Here is a 22,748-nt window from a genome sequence, read left to right on the forward strand (position 1 = left end):
GCGCCCGCCGCATCCAGAGCACCCTCTCGACGCAACGAACGAACGTCATTGATCAAACCCGCACCCAGCCGCGCCGATTCACGCATGACCGCTGGCGTGGAGGTATCGACCGAGATAATCACATCCAGCTCGCGGTTGATGCGCTCGACAATTGGCGCTACGCGCTCCAGCTCTTCGAGCGGCGAAACCGCCCTGGCACCGGGCCGGGTCGACTCACCACCGACATCAATCAGCGTCGCGCCGGCCAGCACCATGGCTTCGGCGTGGCGCAAGGCCGCATCGAGCTGGCTGTATTGGCCGCCATCGGAAAAGGAATCAGGGGTAACATTGAGAATGCCCATGACATGCGTCTGGGCCAAATCAAGAACCCGGTTGCCGCAAGGCAACCGGGTTGAGGACTGAACAGAAGTCATTTCAAACCTTAAACGTCAGCAGCCGGACCGCCGATCGGTGTTTCCGGACGCTCATCCTGTACCACCGGAGGCGTTCCGGAGGTACCGGTGCCGCCCGACCAGTCGCGAGGTTCGCGAGGCGTACGACCCGCCATGATGTCGTCGATCTGATCGGCATCGATCGTTTCGTACTTCATCAGGGCATCAGCCATGGCGTCGAGCTTGTCACGGTTATCCGTGAGGATCTGTTTGGCCGTGCCATAGCACTGGTCAATGATGCTGCGTACTTCGGAGTCGATCAGCTTGGCTGTCTCACCGGAGAAGCTTGCACTCTGACCACCGCCGCCGCGACCGAGGAACACTTCGCCCTCTTCTTCGGCGTACATCAACGGACCGAGTTTCTCCGACAGCCCCCACTTGGTCACCATGTTCCGTGCAATCTGACTGGCACGCATGATGTCGTTGGATGCACCGGTAGTGACACCGTCAAAGCCCAAAGTCATCTCTTCAGCGATACGGCCGCCGTACAGCGAGCAGATCTGGCTGATCAACGCACGCTTGGACAGGCTGTAGCGATCTTCTTCCGGCAGGAACATGGTCACACCCAGCGCACGACCGCGCGGGATAATCGACACCTTGTAGACAGGATCATGCTCAGGCACGACGCGACCAACAATGGCATGGCCTGCTTCGTGATAAGCGGTGTTCTGCTTTTCTTTCTCGGACATGACCATGGATTTGCGCTCGGCGCCCATCATGATCTTGTCTTTCGCCAGTTCGAATTCTTTCATCTCGACAATGCGCTTGCCGGTGCGGGCAGCGAACAGCGACGCTTCGTTCACCAGGTTGGCAAGGTCGGCACCAGAGAAACCAGGCGTACCACGAGCGATCACGGCCGGAGCGACGTCGTCACCCATTGGCACTTTACGCATATGGACCTTGAGAATTTGCTCGCGACCGCGGATATCCGGCAGCCCAACCACAACCTGACGGTCGAAACGGCCCGGACGCAGCAACGCCGGGTCCAGTACGTCCGGACGGTTGGTTGCAGCGATGACGATGATGCCGTCATTCATTTCGAAGCCGTCCATCTCTACCAGCAACTGGTTGAGAGTCTGCTCGCGCTCATCGTGACCACCGCCCATGCCGGCACCACGGTGGCGACCGACGGCGTCGATTTCATCGATGAAGATGATGCATGGCGCGTGTTTTTTGGCTTGCTCGAACATGTCGCGAACACGGCTCGCACCGACACCTACGAACATTTCGACAAAGTCGGAGCCGGAAATGGTGAAGAACGGCACCTTGGCTTCACCGGCAATGGCCTTGGCCAGCAAGGTTTTACCGGTACCTGGAGGACCGACCATCAGCACGCCGCGAGGAATGCGGCCGCCCAGACGCTGGAACTTGCCCGGATCGCGGAGGAATTCGACCAGCTCGCCGACTTCTTCCTTGGCTTCGTCGCAACCGGCAACGTCAGCCAGGGTAGTTTTCACCTGGTCTTCGGAGAGCAGGCGCGCCTTGCTCTTGCCGAAGCTCATCGGCCCGCCCTTGCCTCCGGCACCGCCCTGCATCTGCCGCATGAAGAACATGAACACGGCGATGATCACCAGGATCGGGAAGCTCGCGACCAGCAGTTGAGTCCAGATGCTTTGCTGCTCAGGCTGCTTGCCTTCGACTACCACGTGGTTGTCCACGAGATCGCCGATCAGACCGTTGTCCTGGATCGCAGGACGAATGGTCTTGAAGCTGTCGCCATCGTTGCGCTTACCGGTAATCACATAGCCATCAACGGCTACGCGCTCGACCTTGCCATCCTTGACCTGCTGGATGAAGTCGGAATAGTTGAGGGTCTGCGGCTCGTTAGGGCTGGAGAAGTTGTTCATCACTGTCACCAGGACAGCCGCGATGATCAACCACAGGATCAGATTCTTTGCCATATCGTTCAATTAACTACCCTCTGAAGCAAGCGCCGCTAATGGCGCGCGCTTCGCATGATATTCACCGGCCTAACTTACTACATTACCTACAACACTGGCAGGCGCCGTCTGTAACCCTTTGTGAAACACTTCCTACACAATATTCGCTAATTCCCACAAGGCGAAATACGAAAAACCTATCGCCCCGCAAAAAAACCTCGATTTACTCACTACGGCCGCGGTAGCCCCAAGCCAGCATGTATTGCTCGCGGGAACTGCCACGGGAAGAGTCCGGCTTGATCATCTGGACCTTGTCGAATTTCTGACGAGCGTCCTTCACGTAAGCATCAAACCCTTCGCCCTGAAACACCTTGATCACGAAATTACCACCCGGCTTGAGTATCCGGGCAGCCAGATCAAGAGCCAGCTCACATAGAAACATGGCTTTTGGCATGTCCACTTCAGGCGTACCACTCATATTGGGGGCCATATCGGAAATCACAAGGTCCACCTGCGAATTACCGACGGCTTCAAGGATCTGAGCGAGCACTTTGTCCTCGGTGAAGTCCCCCTGAATGAAAGTCACGTCCGGAATGCCGTCCATTTCCAGGATGTCCGAGGCGATCAGGCGCCCCTGACCACCGATCAGCCGACTAGTGACCTGCGACCAGCCGCCGGGCGCCGCCCCCAGGTCGACAACGCTCATACCCGGACGGATCAGCTTGTATTTCTCCTGAACCTCCAGAAGCTTGTAACTCGCACGCGAGCGGTAACCATCCTTCTGCGCCTGCTTCACATAGGGATCGTTGACATGTCTTTTCAGCCAACCAAGGCTTGTCTTGGAACGCGCCATTGGGCACCTCGATGATAAGGGTCGTGATTAGTTGGGCGGATCCACGAACCCTCGGGTAAAATGGCCGCCATTTTACAGAATCCAGACGAAAGGGTCAGATTATGCCGCTCACTCAAGAGCAGAAGAAACAGTACAAATCCATTGGCCACCACCTGAAACCAGTTTTGATTGTGGCTGACAACGGTCTGACTGAAGGTGTGCTAGCCGAACTTGAACGCGCTTTGGCGGATCACGAGCTGATCAAGATCAAGCTCAACATCCTCGATCGCGAATCGCGCCTGGCGTCCATTGCAGAACTCTGCAAGGTCGGCAAAGCGGATCTGGTTCAAGTCATCGGCAAGATGGCACTGATTTACCGCAAGAACTTCAGCGTCAACAAGCAGCTGTCGAACGTCCATCGCTTCAAGTGATGGCAAGGGTCAAGGGTGTGCTTCGCGCACCCTGCCGCTCCATCCCGGTACCGGCTGCAAGACCAGCACCAGCCCGGAAAAGCCCAGAACAAGATAGCTGAACACCTGCCAACGCACTGCATCCGGCCAACCGACACGCACCGCGAAAAACATCGCGCACGCATACAGCGCCATCATTAGCAGCTGCCCGCGAATATCGCGCCATAGACTGGCAAGGCCCTCGGCCTGAACCAGCACCAAAGCCTGAAAAATTACACACGCCGAGGCGAAACCCACCATCAGCGTATTCAGCATGCCTGCAATTTCTTCGATCAGCAGCGGCGCCAGGCCAATTTGGCCCAGCACCGGCAGCAGACCGATGTGTAACAGCCACAAGCCGCCGACCCACAACATCTGAGTCAGCTGCCAAAGCATGGCGCCCGCACGCAGCGGGCGCCTTCTTTCAGATGTGGCGGACTTCGACAATCTCGTACTCGATAACGCCACCCGGCGTTTTCACAGCAACCACATCACCCTCTTCCTTGGCAATCAAGGCACGGGCCAATGGCGAACCTACCGAAATCTTGCCGAGTTTGAAGTCAGCCTCGTCCTCACCCACGATGTGGTAAGTGACGCGCTCATCGGTCTCGACGTTGGCGATTTCAACGGTGGTGCCGAAAATCACTTTACCGGTGTGAGGAATGCTCGTGACGTCGATGATGACCTGATTCTGAATCCGGCCCTCGATGTCACGAATCCGCGCCTCGACCATACCTTGCTGCTCGCGAGCAGCGTGGTATTCGGCGTTTTCCTTCAAGTCACCCAATTCCCGGGCCGTACCGATGTCCTGGCTGAGCTTCGGGCGGACGACCTTGGTCAGGTGAGCGTGTTCTTCTTCCAGGGCTTTCGCGCCCTGGACGGTCATTGGGTACTTGATCATGCCTTCAATCCTGCGTGTAGATCCTGCAAGCGGCGTACGGTCTTCTCGGGACCGAACTTCAGCGCTTCGCAGATGGCTTCGCCAGCAGCAATGGTGGTGGTGCAGTAGATTTTGTGCTGCAAGGCATTACGACGAATGGAGTACGAGTCAGCAATCGACTGGCGACCTTCGGTGGTGTTGATGATCAGGGTGACCTCGTCATTCTTGATCATGTCGACCACGTGCGGACGACCTTCAGTCACCTTGTTCACACGGCGCACTTTCAGGCCTGCGGCTTCGATCAGCTTGGCAGTACCGGCAGTGGCTACCACTTCGAAGCCCAAGTTGATCAGATCACGGGCCACGCCTGCAACCAGTGGTTTGTCGTCGTCACGCACGCTGATGAACGCTGTACCGCCGGTCGGCAGCACTTCGCTGGCGCCCATCTGAGCCTTGGCAAACGCTTCGCCGAAGGTGTCGCCCACGCCCATCACTTCACCGGTGGACTTCATCTCTGGGCCCAGGATCGGGTCCACGCCAGGGAATTTGGCGAACGGGAAGACCGCCTCTTTCACACTGTAGAAGTTCGGGATGATTTCTTTGGTGAAGCCGATTTCCTTCAGGGTTTTACCGGCCATGACGCGTGCCGCGATCATTGCCAGGGAAACACCGATGCACTTCGACACGAACGGTACGGTACGGGAAGCGCGCGGGTTGACTTCGATGACGTAGATGTCTTCGCCTTGCAGCGCCAACTGCACGTTCATCAGACCGACAACGCCCAGCTCCAGGGCCATTTTCTTGACCTGTTCGCGCATCTCGTCCTGGATGTGCGCAGGCAGCGAGTACGGCGGCAGGGAGCATGCGGAGTCACCGGAGTGAACACCGGCCTGCTCGATGTGCTGCATGATCGCGCCGATCACCACGTCGGTGCCGTCGCAGACCGCATCCACGTCCATCTCGATGGCGCAGTTGAGGAAGTGGTCAAGCAGCACCGGGCTGTCGTTGGACACTTTCACTGCGTCACGCAGGTAGCGCTTGAGTTCTTCTTCTTCGTAGACGATTTCCATCGCACGGCCGCCCAGTACGTAGGACGGACGAACCACCAGCGGGTAACCGATCTTGGCCGCGGCACGAATCGCTTCGTCTTCGCTGCGCACGGTGGCGTTTGGCGGCTGACGCAGGTTCAGACGCTCAACCATTTGCTGGAAGCGCTCACGGTCTTCGGCACGGTCGATGGCGTCAGGGCTGGTGCCGATGATCGGCACGCCGGCTTCTTCCAGGGCACGAGCCAGTTTCAGTGGAGTCTGGCCGCCGTACTGGACGATCACGCCTTTTGGCTTCTCGACCCGGCAGATTTCCAGCACGTCTTCCAGGGTCACTGGTTCGAAGTACAGGCGATCGGAGGTGTCGTAGTCGGTGGAAACGGTTTCCGGGTTGCAGTTGACCATGATGGTCTCGTAACCGTCTTCGCGCAGGGCCAGTGCCGCGTGTACGCAGCAGTAGTCGAACTCGATGCCCTGGCCGATACGGTTTGGACCGCCGCCGAGGATCATGATCTTGTCGCGGCCCGACGGCGCGGCTTCGCACTCTTCCTCGTAAGTCGAGTACATGTAGGCGGTGTCGGTGGCGAACTCGGCAGCGCAGGTGTCAACGCGCTTGTAGACCGGGAAGATCTCCAGCTTGTGACGGTGGCGACGCAACGCTTTTTCGGTCACGCCCAGCAGCTTGGCCAGACGCATGTCCGAGAAGCCTTTGCGCTTGAGCTTGAACATCAGGTCGCGGTCGATGCTGGCCAGACCCAGGGTCTTGACCTTCTCTTCTTCCTTGATCAGATCTTCGATCTGTACCAGGAACCACGGGTCGATCATGTTCATGCCGAAGATGTCTTCGACCGACAGGCCGGCGCGGAAGGCGTCAGCGACGTACCAGATGCGCTCGGCGCCCGGCACGGTCAGTTCGCGCTTGAGGATGCTCATGCTTTCCGGGTTGCCCAGGTCGAGCTTCTCGTCCAGGCCGCAAACGCCCACTTCCAGGCCGCGCAGGGCTTTCTGCAGGGATTCCTGGAAGGTCCGGCCGATGGCCATGACTTCACCGACCGACTTCATTTGAGTGGTCAGGCGTGCGTCGGCTTTCGGGAATTTCTCGAAGGCAAAACGCGGCAGCTTGGTGACGACGTAGTCGATCGACGGCTCGAACGACGCCGGAGTAGCGCCACCGGTGATTTCGTTCTGCAGCTCGTCCAGGGTATAGCCGATCGCCAGCTTGGCAGCGATACGCGCAATCGGGAAACCGGTGGCTTTCGAGGCCAGGGCCGAGGAACGGGATACCCGCGGGTTCATCTCGATGACGACCATGCGGCCAGTGTCCGGGCAGATGCCGAACTGAACGTTGGAGCCGCCGGTTTCCACGCCGATCTCGCGCAGTACCGCCAGGGAGGCGTTACGCATGATCTGGTATTCCTTGTCCGTCAGGGTCTGTGCCGGCGCAACAGTGATCGAGTCACCGGTGTGCACGCCCATCGGGTCAAAGTTTTCAATGGAGCAGACGATGATGCAGTTGTCCTTCTTATCGCGGACAACCTCCATCTCGTATTCTTTCCAGCCGATCAGGGATTCGTCGATCAGCAGCTCTTTGGTCGGAGACAGGTCCAGACCACGGGCGCAGATTTCTTCGAACTCTTCACGGTTGTAAGCGATACCGCCGCCGGTGCCGCCCATGGTGAAGGACGGACGGATAATGCACGGGAAGCCCAGGCGCTCAAGAACGGCGTTGGCCTCTTCCATGCTGTGGGCGATACCCGAACGCGGGCAGTCCAGACCGATGGATTTCATCGCCTTGTCGAAGCGCGAACGGTCTTCAGCCTTGTCGATGGTGTCAGCGTTGGCGCCGATCATCTCTACGCCGAACTTCTCCAGAACGCCTTCGCGCTCCAGGTCCAGTGCGCAGTTCAGAGCGGTCTGGCCGCCCATGGTTGGCAGCAGCGCGTCCGGACGCTCTTTCTCGATGATCTTGGCAACGGTCTGCCATTTGATCGGTTCGATGTAGGTGGCGTCGGCCATGTCCGGGTCGGTCATGATGGTCGCTGGGTTGGAGTTCACCAGGATGACGCGGTAACCCTCCTCGCGCAGGGCTTTGCAGGCCTGGGCGCCGGAGTAGTCGAATTCGCAGGCCTGGCCGATAACGATCGGGCCAGCGCCGAGAATCAGGATGCTTTTAATGTCTGTACGTTTTGGCATGGGTTTGTCACTCAAATCCGCAGGTCAGTCGGCAAGCCGTCTTGTTCAATCTTTGAAGCCTTGAGGGGGTCGCCGATGTCGGGACCGCCCTCAAGCTTTGCTGCATCAAGGCGAGCGATCAGCGTCGCTTGGCCATTTCGTTGATGAAGCGATCGAACAATGGCGCTACGTCGTTCGGGCCAGGGCTGGCTTCCGGGTGACCCTGGAAGCTGAAGGCGCTCTTGTCGGTACGCTCGATGCCTTGCAGGGTGCCGTCGAACAGCGATTTGTGAATCGCACGAACGTTGGCTGGCAGGGTCGCTTCGTCTACCGCAAAACCGTGGTTCTGGCTGGTGATCATCACCACGCCGCTGTCCAGATCCTGGACCGGGTGGTTGGCACCGTGGTGGCCGTGGCCCATTTTCAGGGTCTTGGCGCCGGAGGCCAGGGCCAGCAGTTGGTGACCGAGGCAGATGCCGAATACCGGAATCTCGGTTTCCAGCACGTCCTTGATCGCCTGGATCGCGTAGTCGCAAGGCTCCGGGTCGCCAGGGCCGTTGGACAGGAATACGCCGTCCGGCTTCATCGCCAGCACGTCAGCGGCAGGCGTTTGCGCCGGCACCACGGTCACACGGCAACCGCGCTCGACCAGCATGCGCAGGATGTTGAGCTTGACGCCGTAGTCGTAGGCAACCACGTGGTACGGCAGCTCGGAAGCGTCGATGGTCGCGTGGCTGTCGGTTTTCAACTCCCAGACAGTCGAGCGCCACTCGTAGGTTTCCTTGGTGCTGACGACTTTCGCCAGGTCCATGCCTTTGAGGCCAGGGAAGCCTTGAGCCGCGGCGATGGCCGCTTCTTCGGAAATGTTGTCACCGGCCATGATGCAGCCGTTCTGCGCGCCTTTCTCACGCAGGATGCGCGTCAGGCGGCGGGTGTCGATACCGGCGATTGCCACAACGTTGTTGGCTTTCAGGTAGTCGGACAGGGACATCGTGTTACGCCAGTTGCTCGCAACCAGCGGCAGGTCACGGATGACCAGGCCAGCGGACCAGACGCGGTCGGACTCGGCGTCTTCCGGCGTGGTGCCGGTGTTGCCGATGTGCGGGTAAGTCAGGGTAACGATCTGTTGGGCGTAGGAAGGATCGGTAAGGATTTCCTGATAGCCGGTCATTGCGGTGTTAAACACCACCTCACCAACGGTTTGACCGTCGGCTCCAATGGCTTCGCCGCGAAAAATGCTGCCATCAGCAAGGGCGAGTATGGCTGGCTTAGTCAAGAAGACCTCCCGTAAATAAAGCCTGAAAGGGCGATCGCAGGTTGTAAAAAAGCGGAGTGACGTATGGACACGTCACCCCGCTTCTTCACTGAATTATTCTGCGCGCTTTTAGTGGACACACTAAAGCTGTAGCTTACAGAAAAAGGCTTTTTTGGTCTACCGCCAATGAGCCCTAAAGGCCGGAGAATGCGACAGGACGTCGCTTGGCGTAATAAAACCGGGCCCAAACGCAATGCTGGAACCCGGTTTCGGCTGCATCTTAACGCAGGTCGAGCACGTCTTGCATGTCGTAGAGGCCAGGCTCACGACTGTCCAGCCACAACGCCGCACGCACAGCGCCCTTGGCGAAGGTCATGCGACTGGACGCTTTATGCGTGATTTCCAGGCGCTCGCCCTCACAGGCAAACAGCACGGTGTGATCACCGACCACATCACCGCCGCGCACAGTGGCAAAACCGATCGTTTCACGCTCGCGCACACCGGTGTGGCCTTCGCGCCCGTAGACCGCGACCTTCTGCAGGTCACGATCCAGCGCACTGGCAATCACTTCCCCCATGCGCAGGGCCGTACCCGACGGTGCATCAATCTTGTTCCGATGATGCGCCTCGATGATCTCGATATCGGCGTCATCACCCAGCACGCGGGCAGCCATGTCGAGCAGCTTCAGCGACAGGTTCACACCGACACTGAAATTCGCCGCGAACACGATTGGAATGTCCTTGCCCGCCTCGACCAGCAACTGCTTTTGCGCAGCATCCAGCCCGGTCGTACCGATAACCATGGCCTTGCCCGCCTTGCGGCAGAAGGCCAGGTTTTTCAGCATGACTTCGGGCAGCGTGAAATCGATCAATACATCGAATTCATCCGCGACCGCATCCAGATTACCGGACAACGGCACACCGATACGCCCCAGCGAAGCCAGCTCGCCAGCATCCACGCCAATCAGCGTGCTGCCGGGACGCACGATGGCGGCTGTCAGACCGGTCAGCGGCGCACGTTGCTGCACCGCTTCGACCAGGATCTTGCCCATGCGGCCAGCGGCGCCCATCACAGCTATACGTCGCATGCTCACTCCTTACAGATCGCCGAAGAAGCGCTTCACGCCTTCGAACCAACCGGTGGTTTTCGGCGAATGACTGTTGTCGTCTGCCAGCGAACTGCGGAACTCTTCCAGCAATTCGCGCTGACGACGACCCAGATTGACCGGAGTTTCCACCGCCACACGACACATCAGGTCACCAGCACCGCCGCCACGCACAGGCGCAACGCCTTTGCCGCGAACACGGAACTGCTTGCCGGTCTGAGTCCCCTCAGGGATCTTCAGTTTGACCCGACCATCAAGGGTCGGAATCTCCAGCTCGCCACCCAGCGCCGCATCGACGAAACTGATCGGCACTTCACAGAACAAGTGTTTGCCGTCACGTTGGAAGATCGCATGCTCGCGCACGTTGATCACCACGTACAGATCGCCCGTCGGACCACCCTGAGCACCCGCCTCGCCTTCGCCGGACAGACGAATGCGGTCACCGGTATCGACACCGGCCGGCACTTTCACGGAAAGGGTTTTGTACTCTTCAACGCGACCGTCACCGTTGCAGGAGTTGCACGGGTCGGAAATGATCTTGCCCTGGCCATGGCAGCGCGGGCAGGTCTGCTGCACCGAGAAGAAACCTTGCTGCATGCGGACCTGACCGATACCGCCGCACGTCGGGCAAGTGACTGGCGAAGAACCTTTCTTGGCACCCGAACCATCGCACGGCTTGCAGTTGACCAGTGTCGGAACGCGGATATTCACGGTGGTACCGCGTACCGCTTCTTCCAGATTCAGTTCCAGGGTGTAACGCAGGTCGCTGCCGCGCTGAGCGCCGCCACGAGCACCGCCGCGACCACCACCGAAGAAGTCACTGAAGACATCGCCAAAGATGTCGGAGAAGTTCTGACCGCCAAACCCGGCACCGCCGCCACCCATGCTTGGGTCGACACCGGCATGACCGTATTGGTCGTACGCCGCGCGCTTGCTGGAATCGGACAGCACTTCGTAGGCCTCGTTGGCCTCCTTGAACATCTCTTCCGACGCTTTGTCATCGGGATTACGGTCCGGGTGGTGCTTCATCGCCAGGCGACGGTAGGCCTTTTTCAGGTCCGCTTCGCTTGTGCCACGCTCAACACCCAATACTTCGTAATAGTCACGCTTTGCCATAAGTCTTTGCACTCTTAAGGACGTTCGGCAAACCTCTCCTGAGCCCTGCCGAACTCGTTGAGCCCCAATACAGGCCCGGACCCAACTCACGTCAATTCAACGATCCTGGTCTTTGATTCATTGCGGTACTTTCGGCTCGAAAAGCAGGAGCATTTCCGGCCATACCACCAGCACACGAGCGTTGTCGCATGCTGTAAAAATTCGTGTACTCCAGACACGCCAACGCGGGAGCAGGCTCCCGCGCGGCGACATCCTACCAGTCACCGCCTAAAGGCAGTCAACCGGGCGACCAACAACTTACTTGTGGTCTTTGACTTCTTCGAACTCGGCATCGACAACGTCGTCGGCTTTTTCAGCTTTTTCGTCGTGCGGTGCTGCGCCTTCAGCAGGCTGAGCCTGTTCGGCGTACATCTTCTGCGCCACTGGAGCGGAGACTTTCGACAGCTCTTCAACCTTGGCTTCGATTGCAGCTTTGTCGTCGCCTTTAACAGCGGCTTCCAGAGCAACAACAGCAGCTTCGATTGCAGTCTTCTCTTCAGCAGTCACTTTATCGCCTGCCTCAGTGACCATTTTGCGAGTCGAGTGAACCAGTGCATCGCCCTGGTTGCGGGCAGTTGCCAGCTCTTCGAACTTGCGGTCTTCCTCGGAGTTCGCTTCAGCATCGCGAATCATTTTCTCGATCTCTTCATCGGACAAACCGGAGTTTGCCTTGATCACGATCGATTGAGCCTTGCCGGTGGCCTTGTCTTTGGCGCCTACGTGCAGGATGCCGTTGGCGTCGATGTCGAAGGTCACTTCGATTTGTGGCACGCCACGTGGTGCTGGTGGAATCTCGGCCAGGTCGAACTTGCCCAGGGACTTGTTCTGGGCGGCTTGCTTACGCTCGCCTTGCAGCACGTGGATGGTCACGGCGCCCTGGTTGTCGTCGGCAGTCGAGAACACTTGCGATTTCTTGGTAGGAATCGTGGTGTTTTTCTCGATCAGCGCGGTCATCACGCCACCCATGGTTTCGATACCCAGGGTCAGCGGGCTGACGTCCAGCAGCAGAACGTCTTTCACGTCACCGGCCAATACAGCGCCCTGGATAGCAGCACCCATGGCAACAGCTTCGTCCGGGTTCACGTCTTTACGTGCTTCTTTACCGAAGAACTCGGTCACCAGCTTCTGAACCAGTGGCATACGGGTCTGACCGCCTACCAGGATCACGTCGTTGATCGAGCCAACTTCGATGCCGGAGTCTTTCAGAGCGATGCGGCAAGGTTCGATGGTGCGTTGAACCAGGTCTTCAACCAGCGCTTCCAGCTTGGCGCGGGAAATTTTCACGTTCAAGTGCTTAGGACCGGTGGCGTCTGCAGTGATGTACGGCAGATTCACGTCGGTCGACATGCTCGAAGACAGTTCGATCTTGGCTTTTTCAGCGGCTTCTTTCAGGCGCTGCATGGCCAGCGGGTCACCTTTGAGGTTCATGCCGCTTTCTTTCTTGAATTCGTCGACGAGGTAGTCGATCAGACGAATGTCAAAGTCTTCACCGCCCAGGAACGTGTCACCGTTGGTGGCCAATACTTCGAACTGGTGCTCGCCATCGACTTCAGCGATTTCGATCACGGAAACGTCGAAAGTACCGCCACCCAAGTCGTAAACGATCACGGTGTGATCGCCTTTCGCCTTGTCCATACCGTAAGCCAGAGCGGCTGCGGTTGGTTCGTTGATGATGCGCTTAACGTCCAGGCCCGCGATGCGGCCGGCGTCTTTGGTCGCCTGGCGCTGGCTGTCGTTGAAGTAGGCCGGAACGGTGATCACCGCTTCGGTCACTGGCTCGCCGAGGTAGTCTTCGGCGGTCTTCTTCATTTTCTTCAGAATTTCAGCCGAGATCTGTGGCGGCGACATTTTCTGGCCGTTCACTTCAACCCAAGCGTCGCCGTTGTCAGCCTTGGCGATTTTGTAAGGGACCATCTTGATGTCTTTCTGTACGACTTCTTCGTCGAACTTACGACCGATCAGACGCTTCACCGCATACAGGGTGTTGTGCGGATTGGTCACAGCCTGACGCTTGGCCGACTGGCCAACGAGGATTTCGCCATCGTTGGCGTAAGCGATGATCGACGGCGTGGTACGCGCGCCTTCAGCGTTTTCAATAACTTTGGCTACGCCGTTTTCAAGCACGGAGACGCAGGAGTTGGTAGTCCCCAGGTCGATACCGATAATTTTGCCCATGTTCACTCTCCCGAAACTTTGGATTTGGTTGCCGCAGCAGTGGTGGCTAACTGCGGTAGCACTTAAACGCTTGACTTCTAAATGGGGGCCTTGCGGCTAATTTCAAGCCTGCTCATCAATCGAAGGCGAAACCGGTGCCGGTGCCTTGCTGACCACGACCATGGCCGGGCGCAGCAGACGACCATTGAGCTGATAGCCCTTCTGGAACACCTTGAGCACGCTGTTCGGCTCGACGTCAGCGCTTTCCTGCATGGCCATTGCCTGATGAAGAACGGCGTTGAACGGTTCGCCATGCGGGTCGATCGCTTCCAGCTGATAACGCTTCAGGGTGTCCTGGAACATTTTCAGGGTCAGCTCGATGCCTTCGCGCATTGGGCGGATGCTTTCATCGTCCGGGTTGGACAACTCCAGACCACGCTCAAGGCTGTCGATGATCGGCAGCAGATCACCGGCAAATTTCTCCAGAGCGAATTTGTGAGCCTTTTCGACATCCTGCTCGGCGCGACGGCGGACGTTCTGCAGATCGGCGGCAACACGCAAAGCCTGATCCTGCGCGCCTGCCAGTTGCTCTTCGAGCACTTGTACACGAGCCGCGAGGTCTTCACCCGAAGCCGCGGAGCCCTGGTTGGCTTCTTGATTTTGCGTATCCACTGTCTGTTCGTCAGCCATAGATTTCTCCTTTCAATATCGTCCGCGAGCTCAACTCGCGCTTCTGCCCAGCTATATGGGGCCGCAAAAATCAGCTTCAAGGGGTTTGTTGTGATTAACCCTACAAAAAACAGCTGCATTGTCATTTCCCGATGCGCTAACGATTTCGTCGGATCAATCAAATCGAGCTAAGCGAGGGCATTGTCAGTCGCAAATAAAACACTGTATAAATAACCAGACCTAAAGCCTGGGAGCGGCCTTTATGCTGGTGCACCTGTCCGTACACAATTACGCCATCGTTGAACATCTCGATCTCGAACTCGATCGCGGGATGAGTGTGATCACAGGGGAAACCGGCGCCGGCAAGTCGATCATGCTCGACGCCCTCGGCCTGACCCTGGGCGATCGCGCCGACAGTGGCGTGGTCCGCCCGGGCGCCGACAAGGCCGACATCCTGGCCACCTTCGACCTGGTCGATATTCCCGAAGCCAGTGCCTGGCTGGCCGAGCGCGACCTTGAAAGCGATGGCCCGTGCATCCTGCGCCGGGTGATCACCGCTGAAGGACGTTCCCGCGGCTATATCAATGGCACGCCCTGCCCGCTTGGTGATCTCAAGGCCCTGGGCGAGTTGTTGATTGATATCCACAGCCAGCATGAGCACCAATCCCTGCTCAAGACCGATACTCACCGCCGTCTGCTCGACGAATACGCTGGCGCCACCGACCTTGCCCGCCAGGTGCAATTGGCTGCCCAACGCTGGCGCCAGACTCGCCAGGAACTGGAGCGCCTCTCCAACTCCGGCGATGAACAACGCGCCCGCCATCAACTGCTCAGCTATCAACTCGAAGAGCTGGAAAACCTCGGCCTCGGCGACAACGAGCTGGAGCAGCTGGAGCAGGAACACAAGAACCTGACCAACGCCGAAACCCTGCTGGGCATCTGCCGGCAAGTGGTCGAACAATGCAGCGAAAGTGATTCCGGCAATGTCCTGAACGCCCTGACCGCCAGCCTCAACCGCCTGTCGAGCGTGAACAACTCGATCGGCGCACTGGGTGAAGCCAGCAGTTTGCTGACCAGTGCACAGATCCAGGTTGAAGAGGCCGTCGGCGAACTGAATCGCTTCCTCGATAACTTCGATGCCGACCCGGCGCGCCTGCAGTACCTGGAAGAACGCCTCGATGCGATCTACACCATGGCGCGCAAGCACCGCATCCAACCGACCGAGGTCGCCGAGATGCAACAGCGCTTGCTGGATGAAATTGAAACCTTGAACGCCAATGATGAATCCATCGAGCGCCTGAGCGATGAACTGGCCTCTTATGCCCGCCACTATCAGGAGAAGGCTCGCGAACTGAGCGATTTGCGCCACCAGGCCTCCAGCAGCCTGGCCAGCGCCGTGGAGCAGGAAATCCAGCGACTGGGCATGCCCGGCGGCCGCTTCACCATCGAGTTGCGCCCCAACAGCAGCGATGAGCTGCTGCCTAACGGGCTCGAACAGGTAGAGCTGCTGGTCAGCGCCAACCCCGGCCAGCCCTTGAAAGCTTTGGCCAAAGTAGCCTCGGGTGGTGAGCTGTCGCGGATCAGCTTGGCGATTCAGGTGATCACCGCACAGACCTCACGGGTACCCACCCTGGTATTCGACGAAGTAGACGTAGGCATCGGCGGCCCGACGGCCGAGATTGTCGGCCAGCTACTGCGTCGCCTCGGTGAGCGCGGACAGGTGCTGACAGTGACTCACTTGCCGCAGGTGGCAGCGCAAGGGCATCAGCATCTGTTTGTGCACAAGGTGCGTGGCGAAGAGGCAACCCACACGGCCGTTTCCAAACTGAGCAAGAATGATCGCGTTGAAGAAGTCGCGCGGATGCTCGGCGGCATCGACCTCACCAAGGAATCCCTGGCGCACGCGAAAAAAATGGTCGTTACCGCAAAGATTTAAGAACGGCAGACAGCACGAAGGCGACCCTGGGGTCGCCTTCGTTCGTTTCGCGAATGTGAAATTCGCGCGACATGCTTACTTTTTCTTGCGCACGTACAGCACCAGATTGTGATCGACCATCTCGAAACCGTACTTGTCGACGATGGCTTTCTGCAGGCGCTCGATTTCTTCGTCGAAGAATTCGATCACTTCGCTGGTTTCGACGTTGACCATATGGTCGTGGTGCTTGCCGTCATCCAGCTCGAAGACCGCATGGCCTCCGTCGAAGTTGTGCCGCACCACAAGGCCAGCTGCCTCGAACTGAGTCAGTACACGGTAAACCGTGGCCAGACCGACGTCCTCACCAGCCTCCATCAGCGCCTTGTAAACATCCTCGGCACTCATGTGGCGTTGCTCGGCGGAATCGAGCATTTGCAGAATTTTGACCCGTGGAAGGGTCACTTTGAGACCGGCTTTGCGTAGTTCGCTATTTTCAACCATGGTCAGCTTTCTCGCGATGCTGCTTCGCAGCTTCTCTTAATGCGGGTATGATCGGCGTTTACGTTGTCCCAGCCAAGATAGTGGAAGTCGCCCACCGATGCAAAACACCAAGCTCTTGCTAACCAGTTTCACCTTTGTGGGACTGCTCGCACTCGCCGGTTGTTCATTCCCCGGGGTTTACAAAATCGACATCCAGCAGGGCAATGTCGTCACGCAGGACATGATAAACCAGTTACGCCCGGGAATGACCCGTAAGCAAGTACGGTTTATCATGGGCAACCCTCTGTTGACCGACACGTTCCATGCCGATCGCTGGGATTATCTGTACAGCCTGCAACCCGGTGGCGGTGAACGCCAACAGGAACGCATTAGCGTTATCTTCAACCCAAATGACCAACTTGTCAGCCTCTCTGGTGATTTCATGCCAGGCGTGAGCCGGGACGAAGCCATTCTCGGCAAGGACAGTGGCACTAACGTGACCGCGCCTGTTGAAAACGCCGAGAAGCCGAAACCGGAAAAACCGGTCAAGCCAGGTTCGTTGCTGGATCAGATCCAGAAGGACGTGGACGGCGTAGAAACCGTTCCAGTCCCAACGCCAGAACCGCTGGAAACTTCGCCGCAATAATTTGCGACGCAATAAAAAACCCGGAATGTCCGGGTTTTTTATTGTCTGGCATTTAATCAGGTCACTGATTTCGGGCTTTGGCCTCGGCAGCCTTGGCCGCGCGCAACCGGCGAACCTCTTTCGGATCGGCCAGCAAAGGCCGATAGATCTCGATACGATCCCCTGCCCGAACCTGGTGTGTGTCTGGATCGGCGATCACCTTGCCGAAAATCCCGACCGGGCATTCGCCCAGATCCAGTTCTGGAAACGCTTCGCCTATTCCCGAATCAAGCAGCGCTGCGCGCACTGTTGTGCCTGCGGGCACCGCCACACAGCGAAGCACCTGACGATCAACGGCGGCATACACCACCTCGATTTCGATCACGGGCTTAACCATGTATCTGTTTGGCGCGCTGGCAGAACGCATCGACCAGCGTATTGGCCGCCTGATTGAACAATGGCCCCAGGGTCGCGCGAACAATCGGCCCGGCGTAATCGAACGACAGGTCCAGGCTGATCTTGCAGGCCTTGTCGGTCAACGCCTTGAACACCCAAATGCCATGCAACTGCGTGAATGGGCCTTCCTCGAGGTTCATCTCGATCGATTGCCCGGGGACCAGAGTGTTACGCGTCACGAAATGCTGACTGAGGCCACCCTTGGCCACGCCAACGCTCGCGCGCATGTACTCGGGAGAGTTTTCCAGGACTTCGGCCGACGAGCACCACGGCAAAAACTCCGGGTAACGTGCCACGTCATTGACCAGGTCATACAGCGCTTGTGCCGGGTACGGCAGCAGAGCCGAACGTTGAATGTGTGTCGTCATGTCAGCGTCACTTCCACAGCTGGGCGGCAAACACTACAAGAATGCCGATGGGCGCCACATAGCGCATCAAAAACAGGGACAGATTGAACAGCATGGGGTTGCGGATCGACAACTCGTCGCGCACCGCTTCACGCCCCATCACCCATCCTGCAAACACCACGAAACACAAACCACCGAGTGGCAACATGATCCGCGAGGTAAAGAAATCGATCACGCCAAAGAAATCCAGACCGCCGGCCGCACCCCATTGATAGAGATGGAACATCCCGCCTTCGTTCACGAAAAACTTGGCTTCCTTCCAGATATTGAAGGAAAACACCGTGCCCAGACCGACGAACCAGCAGGTGAACGCCAGCCAGAAAGTCACCCACGCGCGGCTGACTTTAGTGCGTTCAACCAGGTAAGCCACCATCGGTTCGAGCAATGAAATCGCTGAACTCCAGGCTGCAATCGCGACCAGGACGAAGAACACTACCCCCATCAACTGGCCAAACGCTACGTTGCCAAAGGCAAATGGCAGGCTGACGAACATCAGGCCAGGTCCTTCGCTCGGATTCAGGCCGGCGGCGAACACAATCGGAAACAATGCCAGACCCGCGACCAGCGAAACAAAGGTATCGAGCAGTGCGACACCGACCACTGTGCCGGAGATCGACGAGTGTTTCGGCATGTAGGCGCCATAGATCATGATCGAACCAACGCCCACGCTCAGGGAAAAGAACGCGTGCCCCATGGCCGGCAACAAGCCGTCGAGGACTTTTTCCGGGTGGAAGTCGAACATGAAATGCACGCCCTCCATGAAATGGCCGGTGGTCATGCTGTAACCCAGCAGCACCAGAACCATCACGAAGAGCAACGGCATCATGATGCGCAGGCTGCGCTCAAGGCCGGCGACTACGCCCCTGGCGATGACGACGGCGGACAACAGCATAAAAATCGTATGCCAAAGTGTCAGACGCCATGGATCGGCGATCACCTTGCCAAAGTACGCACCGACCTGATCCGGCGTTACCCCCTGAAAGTCGCCGCGCCCCATGTCGATGATGTAATCCAGCGACCAACCACCGACGACGCTATAGAAAGACAGGATCAGCAACGCCGTGATCATCCCGGCGAATGCGCCCCAGGACCACTTGCCCGAATGCCCCGCCTCCAGCGCCAACACCTTCAAGGCATTGGCCGGACTTTGCCGGGCACGACGACCGATCAGGGTTTCAGCCAGCATGACCGGTACGCCGATCAGTGCGATACAGGCCAGGAACATCAATACAAAGGCACCGCCGCCGTAGACCCCGACCATGTACGGGAACTTCCAGATGCTACCCAGGCCCACGGCCGAACCGGTCGCGGCGAGTATGAAGACCCAGCGGCTAGCCCAACTGCCGTGGACAGAAACCTTGTCTGTCGACATCGTTACCACGTCCAAGCATTGAAAAAAGAGGGCGCATTGTCCGGGATTCAATCAACCTGCTCAAGCACGCAGCATCACCGTAGCCGACTCGCGTGCAACTCCCTATAATGCCGCCCCTATGGCTAAACAGAAGAAACACCCAACAGGGACCATCGCGCAGAATAAAAAGGCGCGACACGATTACTTCATCGAACATCGGTTCGAGGCTGGTCTGGTCCTGGCCGGCTGGGAAGTAAAAAGTCTGCGGGCAAGCAAGCTGCAACTGGTCGACAGTTACGTGCTGCTCAAGGATGGCGAAGCCTGGCTGCTCGGCAGCCACATTACGCCCCTGACGACCGCCAGCACGCACGTCATCGCCGATCCGACGCGCACCCGCAAATTGCTGCTCAACCGCCGCGAGCTGGAAAAGCTGGCCGCCGCCGTGCAGCAAAAGGGTTACGCCTGCGTGTGCCTGTCCTGGTACTGGAGCAAGCACATGGTCAAGTGCGAGATCGCTCTGGGCAAAGGCAAGAAGGAATACGACAAGCGTGATACCGAACGCGAACGCGACGCCGGTCGCGAGTTGCAGCGAGCGGTGCGCAACAAGGGCAAGGAAGAGTAATTTTTCGCCTTGAGGCCCTCTTCGCGGGCAAGCCTCGCTCCTACACGTTTCCCTGTAGGAGCGAGGCTTGCCCGCGAATGCAATCGCACGAACGATACAAAACTAACTGACTACATCCCCTTGCGCCGCTCCGCCCGGGCCATGCGCTGCACTTCCTGACGCACCTCTTCCAGCACTTCCTGTACATACAGAATGTGTCGACTGGAAACTTCCCGCGCCTGCTCCGCCCGTCCTTCGATAATCGCCATGTACAACTCCCGATGCTGCGTGATCAGCATGTCGCGGGTTTCCGTGCGCTGTTTGTACATGCCGCCAATGTTGGTCACAACGTTGCGTTTGAGCAGATCGAACAGCCCGCGAATGGTGTGCAGCAACACCGCGTTGTGACTGGCTTCGGCGATTGCCAGGTGAAACTTCGCGTCCGCCGCCCCCTCTTCCGCCCGACTCACTTCATCGTGACGGGTGTAGCAGTCCTGCAATTCATTGAAGGCCGCGGTCAGCCGCTCGCGATCGACATCTGTCGCCCGCATTGCTGCGTAATAGGCGCAGGACGCTTCCAGGGTATGGCGAAACTCCAGCAGATCGCGCTGGGCCTCGGGGTTGCTTTCAAGCAGATGAAGCAGCGGATCACTAAAGGTCGTGCCCAGTGATTCCACCACATAGTTGCCGCCACCCTGGCGGCTGACCAGCAAGCCCTTGGCCGCCAGCTTCTGAATCGCTTCGCGCAACGAAGGGCGTGACACGCCGAACTGCTCGGCCAATGCGCGCTCGGCCGGCAAGCGCTCACCTGCCTTCAGCGTGCCCTCGAGGATCATCCCCTCGAGCTGCTCGACAATATCGTCAGACAAACGGCGCTGACGAATTTGATCAAACCCCATAACTCAATTCTCCACGATCCCGACGGCTCGCCGGGCTCTCTATTCTGGCCTATCGGCGCTTTGCCAGCACCTGCCAGACGGCATTTGTACGACCGGCTCAAACAGGCGCCACAGCGCTTGTTCGACAAAAGTTTTAGGGCGGCAAATTGACACGCCGCCTACAAGGCTTTTACCCTAGCGAACAGCGATTGTAAATTGGTATTACCAATTATCCAAGAACGCTGATCAGTGCCTGACCAACAACAATTAGGGGCCACCCCATATGCAAACCTGGCAACAGCTCTATACCCCGCTCGGCAGCCTCGGCTTTTCCGCGCTCGCAGCCGTTATCCCCATCGTGTTTTTCTTTCTGGCGTTGGCCGTGTTCCGACTCAAAGGGCACGTGGCCGGCAGCATCACGCTGGCCTTGTCCATTGCGGTGGCCATCTTCGCGTTCCAGATGCCGGTCGATATGGCATTCGCCGCCGCCGGGTATGGCTTCGCCTACGGCCTGTGGCCGATTGCGTGGATCATCGTCGCCGCCGTGTTCCTCTACAAACTGACGGTCAAGAGTGGTCAGTTCGAGGTGATTCGCAGCTCCGTCCTGTCGATCACCGACGACCAGCGTTTGCAGGTGCTGCTGATCGGCTTCTGCTTCGGTGCATTCCTTGAAGGTGCAGCCGGTTTCGGCGCACCGGTAGCGATTACCGCCGCCCTCCTTGTAGGACTCGGCTTCAACCCGCTGTACGCCGCAGGCTTGTGCCTGATCGCCAACACCGCGCCAGTGGCCTTCGGCGCCTTGGGGATCCCGATCATCGTGGCCGGGCAAGTGACCGGTATCGACGCGTTCAAGATCGGCGCCATGACCGGTCGCCAACTGCCGCTGCTGTCGCTGTTCGTGCCGTTCTGGCTGGTGTTCATGATGGACGGCCTGCGCGGCGTGCGGGAAACCTGGCCAGCAGCACTGGTGGCCGGTTTGAGCTTCGCCATCACCCAATACTTCACGTCGAACTTCATCGGCCCGGAACTGCCGGACATCACCTCGGCCCTGGCCAGCCTGATTTCCCTGACGCTGTTCCTGAAAGTCTGGCAGCCGAAACGCGCCGCAGGCCAACACATCGTCGGTGCCGTTTCGGCCTCCGTTGTGACTGCCAGCGCCGGCGGTTTCGGCCAGCCGCGCACAACCGTGGCCTCGCCTTACAGCCTCGGTGAAATTTTCAAAGCCTGGTCGCCGTTCCTGATCCTCACCGTGCTGGTCACCATCTGGACCCTGAAACCGTTCAAGGCGATGTTCGCCGCTGGCGGCTCGATGTACAGCTGGGTGTTCAACTTCGCCATTCCGCACCTAGACCAAATGGTGATCAAGGTCGCACCAATCGTGACCGCTCCGACCGCCATCCCGGCCGTGTTCAAACTCGATCCGATTTCCGCGACCGGCACGGCGATCTTCTTCTCCGCGCTGATCTCGATGCTGGTATTGAAGATCAACATTAAAACTGGTCTGACCACTTTTAGAGAGACATTCTACGAGCTGCGCTGGCCGATCCTGTCCATCGGCATGGTGCTGGCGTTTGCCTTCGTCACCAACTACTCGGGCATGTCGTCGACCATGGCGCTGGTATTGGCAGGCACCGGCGCGGCGTTCCCGTTCTTCTCGCCGTTCCTCGGCTGGCTGGGCGTGTTCCTGACCGGTTCAGACACCTCGTCCAACGCGCTGTTCAGCTCGTTGCAAGCGACCACCGCGCACCAGATCGGCGTCAACGACACCTTGTTGGTGGCGGCAAACACCAGCGGCGGCGTGACCGGCAAGATGATCTCGCCACAATCGATCGCCGTGGCCTGCGCCGCGACCGGTCTGGTCGGCAAGGAATCGGACCTGTTCCGTTTCACCCTCAAGCACAGCCTGTTCTTCGCAACCATCGTCGGCCTGATCACCTTGGCTCAGGCCTACTGGTTCACCGGCATGCTGGTGCACTAAGTACTACAAGAAAAAACGCAAAAACCGAC

Annotated in this window: 21 protein-coding genes; 5 read left to right on the forward strand and 16 right to left on the reverse strand. The window is 58.4% G+C overall.

The window, feature by feature from the left end; all coding sequences use genetic code 11:
• The 3 genes from PMI32_RS13930 to rlmE all read right to left on the reverse strand — a co-directional run.
• On the reverse strand, positions 1-413 hold a 413-nt coding region (locus PMI32_RS13930; RefSeq protein ID WP_008029766.1), incomplete at its 3' end, for a dihydropteroate synthase.
• Between the two features lie 8 nt (positions 414-421).
• Positions 422-2,332, reverse strand: a complete 1,911-nt coding sequence (gene ftsH, locus PMI32_RS13925; protein ID WP_032828773.1) for an ATP-dependent zinc metalloprotease FtsH — start codon at positions 2,330-2,332, stop codon at positions 422-424.
• A gap of 202 nt (positions 2,333-2,534) precedes the next feature.
• A complete protein-coding gene (gene rlmE / locus PMI32_RS13920) occupies positions 2,535-3,164 on the reverse strand; it encodes a 23S rRNA (uridine(2552)-2'-O)-methyltransferase RlmE (protein WP_008029769.1) in 630 nt (209 codons plus the stop codon).
• Positions 3,165-3,265: 101 nt separating this feature from the next.
• On the opposite strand from rlmE, the gene PMI32_RS13915 reads away from it, so the two are divergent.
• Entirely contained in the window at positions 3,266-3,574 is a 309-nt protein-coding gene (locus PMI32_RS13915; RefSeq protein WP_007942889.1) for a YhbY family RNA-binding protein, read from the forward strand.
• Between the two features lie 9 nt (positions 3,575-3,583).
• Here PMI32_RS13915 and PMI32_RS13910 read toward each other — a convergent pair whose 3' ends face one another.
• From PMI32_RS13910 to grpE, 8 genes are all read right to left on the reverse strand, one after another.
• On the reverse strand, positions 3,584-3,988 hold the full coding sequence (locus tag PMI32_RS13910) for a hypothetical protein (RefSeq protein WP_008029772.1): 405 nt from the start codon (positions 3,986-3,988) through the stop codon (positions 3,584-3,586).
• Between the two features lie 28 nt (positions 3,989-4,016).
• Positions 4,017-4,493, reverse strand: a complete 477-nt coding sequence (gene greA, locus PMI32_RS13905; RefSeq protein ID WP_008029775.1) for a transcription elongation factor GreA — start codon at positions 4,491-4,493, stop codon at positions 4,017-4,019.
• Entirely contained in the window at positions 4,490-7,711 is a 3,222-nt protein-coding gene (gene carB / locus PMI32_RS13900) for a carbamoyl-phosphate synthase large subunit (RefSeq protein ID WP_008029777.1), read from the reverse strand. The genes greA and carB overlap by 4 nt, the downstream gene beginning before the upstream one ends.
• A 118-nt stretch (positions 7,712-7,829) precedes the next feature.
• Complete coding sequence (gene carA / locus PMI32_RS13895; RefSeq protein ID WP_008029779.1) at positions 7,830-8,966, reverse strand: glutamine-hydrolyzing carbamoyl-phosphate synthase small subunit; 1,137 nt, start codon at positions 8,964-8,966, stop codon at positions 7,830-7,832.
• A 259-nt stretch (positions 8,967-9,225) separates the two neighbouring features.
• On the reverse strand, positions 9,226-10,032 hold the full coding sequence (gene dapB, locus PMI32_RS13890; protein ID WP_008029781.1) for a 4-hydroxy-tetrahydrodipicolinate reductase: 807 nt from the start codon (positions 10,030-10,032) through the stop codon (positions 9,226-9,228).
• Positions 10,033-10,041: 9 nt separating this feature from the next.
• The gene (gene dnaJ, locus PMI32_RS13885) at positions 10,042-11,166 is read right to left on the reverse strand and encodes a molecular chaperone DnaJ (RefSeq protein ID WP_008029785.1); all 1,125 of its coding nucleotides are present in this window, start codon (positions 11,164-11,166) and stop codon (positions 10,042-10,044) included.
• A gap of 297 nt (positions 11,167-11,463) precedes the next feature.
• The gene (dnaK, locus tag PMI32_RS13880; RefSeq protein ID WP_008029786.1) at positions 11,464-13,380 is read right to left on the reverse strand and encodes a molecular chaperone DnaK; all 1,917 of its coding nucleotides are present in this window, start codon (positions 13,378-13,380) and stop codon (positions 11,464-11,466) included.
• 102 nt (positions 13,381-13,482) lie between these two features.
• Positions 13,483-14,049 (reverse strand): nucleotide exchange factor GrpE, encoded by a 567-nt coding sequence (gene grpE / locus PMI32_RS13875; RefSeq protein ID WP_008029789.1) that lies wholly within the window; start codon positions 14,047-14,049, stop codon positions 13,483-13,485.
• Positions 14,050-14,290: 241 nt separating this feature from the next.
• On the opposite strand from grpE, the gene recN reads away from it, so the two are divergent.
• Positions 14,291-15,964, forward strand: a complete 1,674-nt coding sequence (gene recN / locus PMI32_RS13870) for a DNA repair protein RecN (RefSeq protein ID WP_007942901.1) — start codon at positions 14,291-14,293, stop codon at positions 15,962-15,964.
• A gap of 75 nt (positions 15,965-16,039) precedes the next feature.
• Here recN and fur read toward each other — a convergent pair whose 3' ends face one another.
• Positions 16,040-16,444, reverse strand: a complete 405-nt coding sequence (gene fur, locus PMI32_RS13865; RefSeq protein WP_003197684.1) for a ferric iron uptake transcriptional regulator — start codon at positions 16,442-16,444, stop codon at positions 16,040-16,042.
• Between the two features lie 97 nt (positions 16,445-16,541).
• On the opposite strand from fur, the gene PMI32_RS13860 reads away from it, so the two are divergent.
• On the forward strand, positions 16,542-17,069 hold the full coding sequence (locus tag PMI32_RS13860; protein WP_008029791.1) for an outer membrane protein assembly factor BamE: 528 nt from the start codon (positions 16,542-16,544) through the stop codon (positions 17,067-17,069).
• Positions 17,070-17,130: 61 nt separating this feature from the next.
• Here PMI32_RS13860 and PMI32_RS13855 read toward each other — a convergent pair whose 3' ends face one another.
• The 3 genes from PMI32_RS13855 to PMI32_RS13845 are packed head-to-tail and all read right to left on the reverse strand — an operon-like array spanning position 17,131 to position 19,283.
• Entirely contained in the window at positions 17,131-17,445 is a 315-nt protein-coding gene (locus tag PMI32_RS13855) for an RnfH family protein (RefSeq protein ID WP_008029793.1), read from the reverse strand.
• On the reverse strand, positions 17,438-17,872 hold the full coding sequence (locus PMI32_RS13850; protein WP_008029796.1) for a type II toxin-antitoxin system RatA family toxin: 435 nt from the start codon (positions 17,870-17,872) through the stop codon (positions 17,438-17,440). The genes PMI32_RS13855 and PMI32_RS13850 overlap by 8 nt, the downstream gene beginning before the upstream one ends.
• A gap of 7 nt (positions 17,873-17,879) precedes the next feature.
• Complete coding sequence (locus tag PMI32_RS13845) at positions 17,880-19,283, reverse strand: sodium-dependent transporter (RefSeq protein WP_008029797.1); 1,404 nt, start codon at positions 19,281-19,283, stop codon at positions 17,880-17,882.
• 118 nt (positions 19,284-19,401) lie between these two features.
• On the opposite strand from PMI32_RS13845, the gene smpB reads away from it, so the two are divergent.
• On the forward strand, positions 19,402-19,884 hold the full coding sequence (gene smpB / locus PMI32_RS13840) for an SsrA-binding protein SmpB (RefSeq protein ID WP_008029800.1): 483 nt from the start codon (positions 19,402-19,404) through the stop codon (positions 19,882-19,884).
• Positions 19,885-19,994: 110 nt separating this feature from the next.
• On the opposite strand, the gene PMI32_RS13835 is transcribed toward smpB, so the two are convergent.
• Positions 19,995-20,762: a GntR family transcriptional regulator gene (locus PMI32_RS13835; RefSeq protein ID WP_008029801.1), complete on the reverse strand. Its 768-nt coding sequence runs from the start codon at positions 20,760-20,762 to the stop codon at positions 19,995-19,997.
• A 262-nt stretch (positions 20,763-21,024) separates the two neighbouring features.
• On the opposite strand from PMI32_RS13835, the gene PMI32_RS13830 reads away from it, so the two are divergent.
• Entirely contained in the window at positions 21,025-22,719 is a 1,695-nt protein-coding gene (locus PMI32_RS13830) for a lactate permease LctP family transporter (protein ID WP_008029804.1), read from the forward strand.
• The last annotated feature ends 29 nt before the right edge of the window (positions 22,720-22,748 follow it).

It is taken from the genome of Pseudomonas sp. GM60 (assembly GCF_000282415.1).
GTDB classification, from domain to species: Bacteria; Pseudomonadota; Gammaproteobacteria; order Pseudomonadales; family Pseudomonadaceae; genus Aquipseudomonas; species Aquipseudomonas migulae.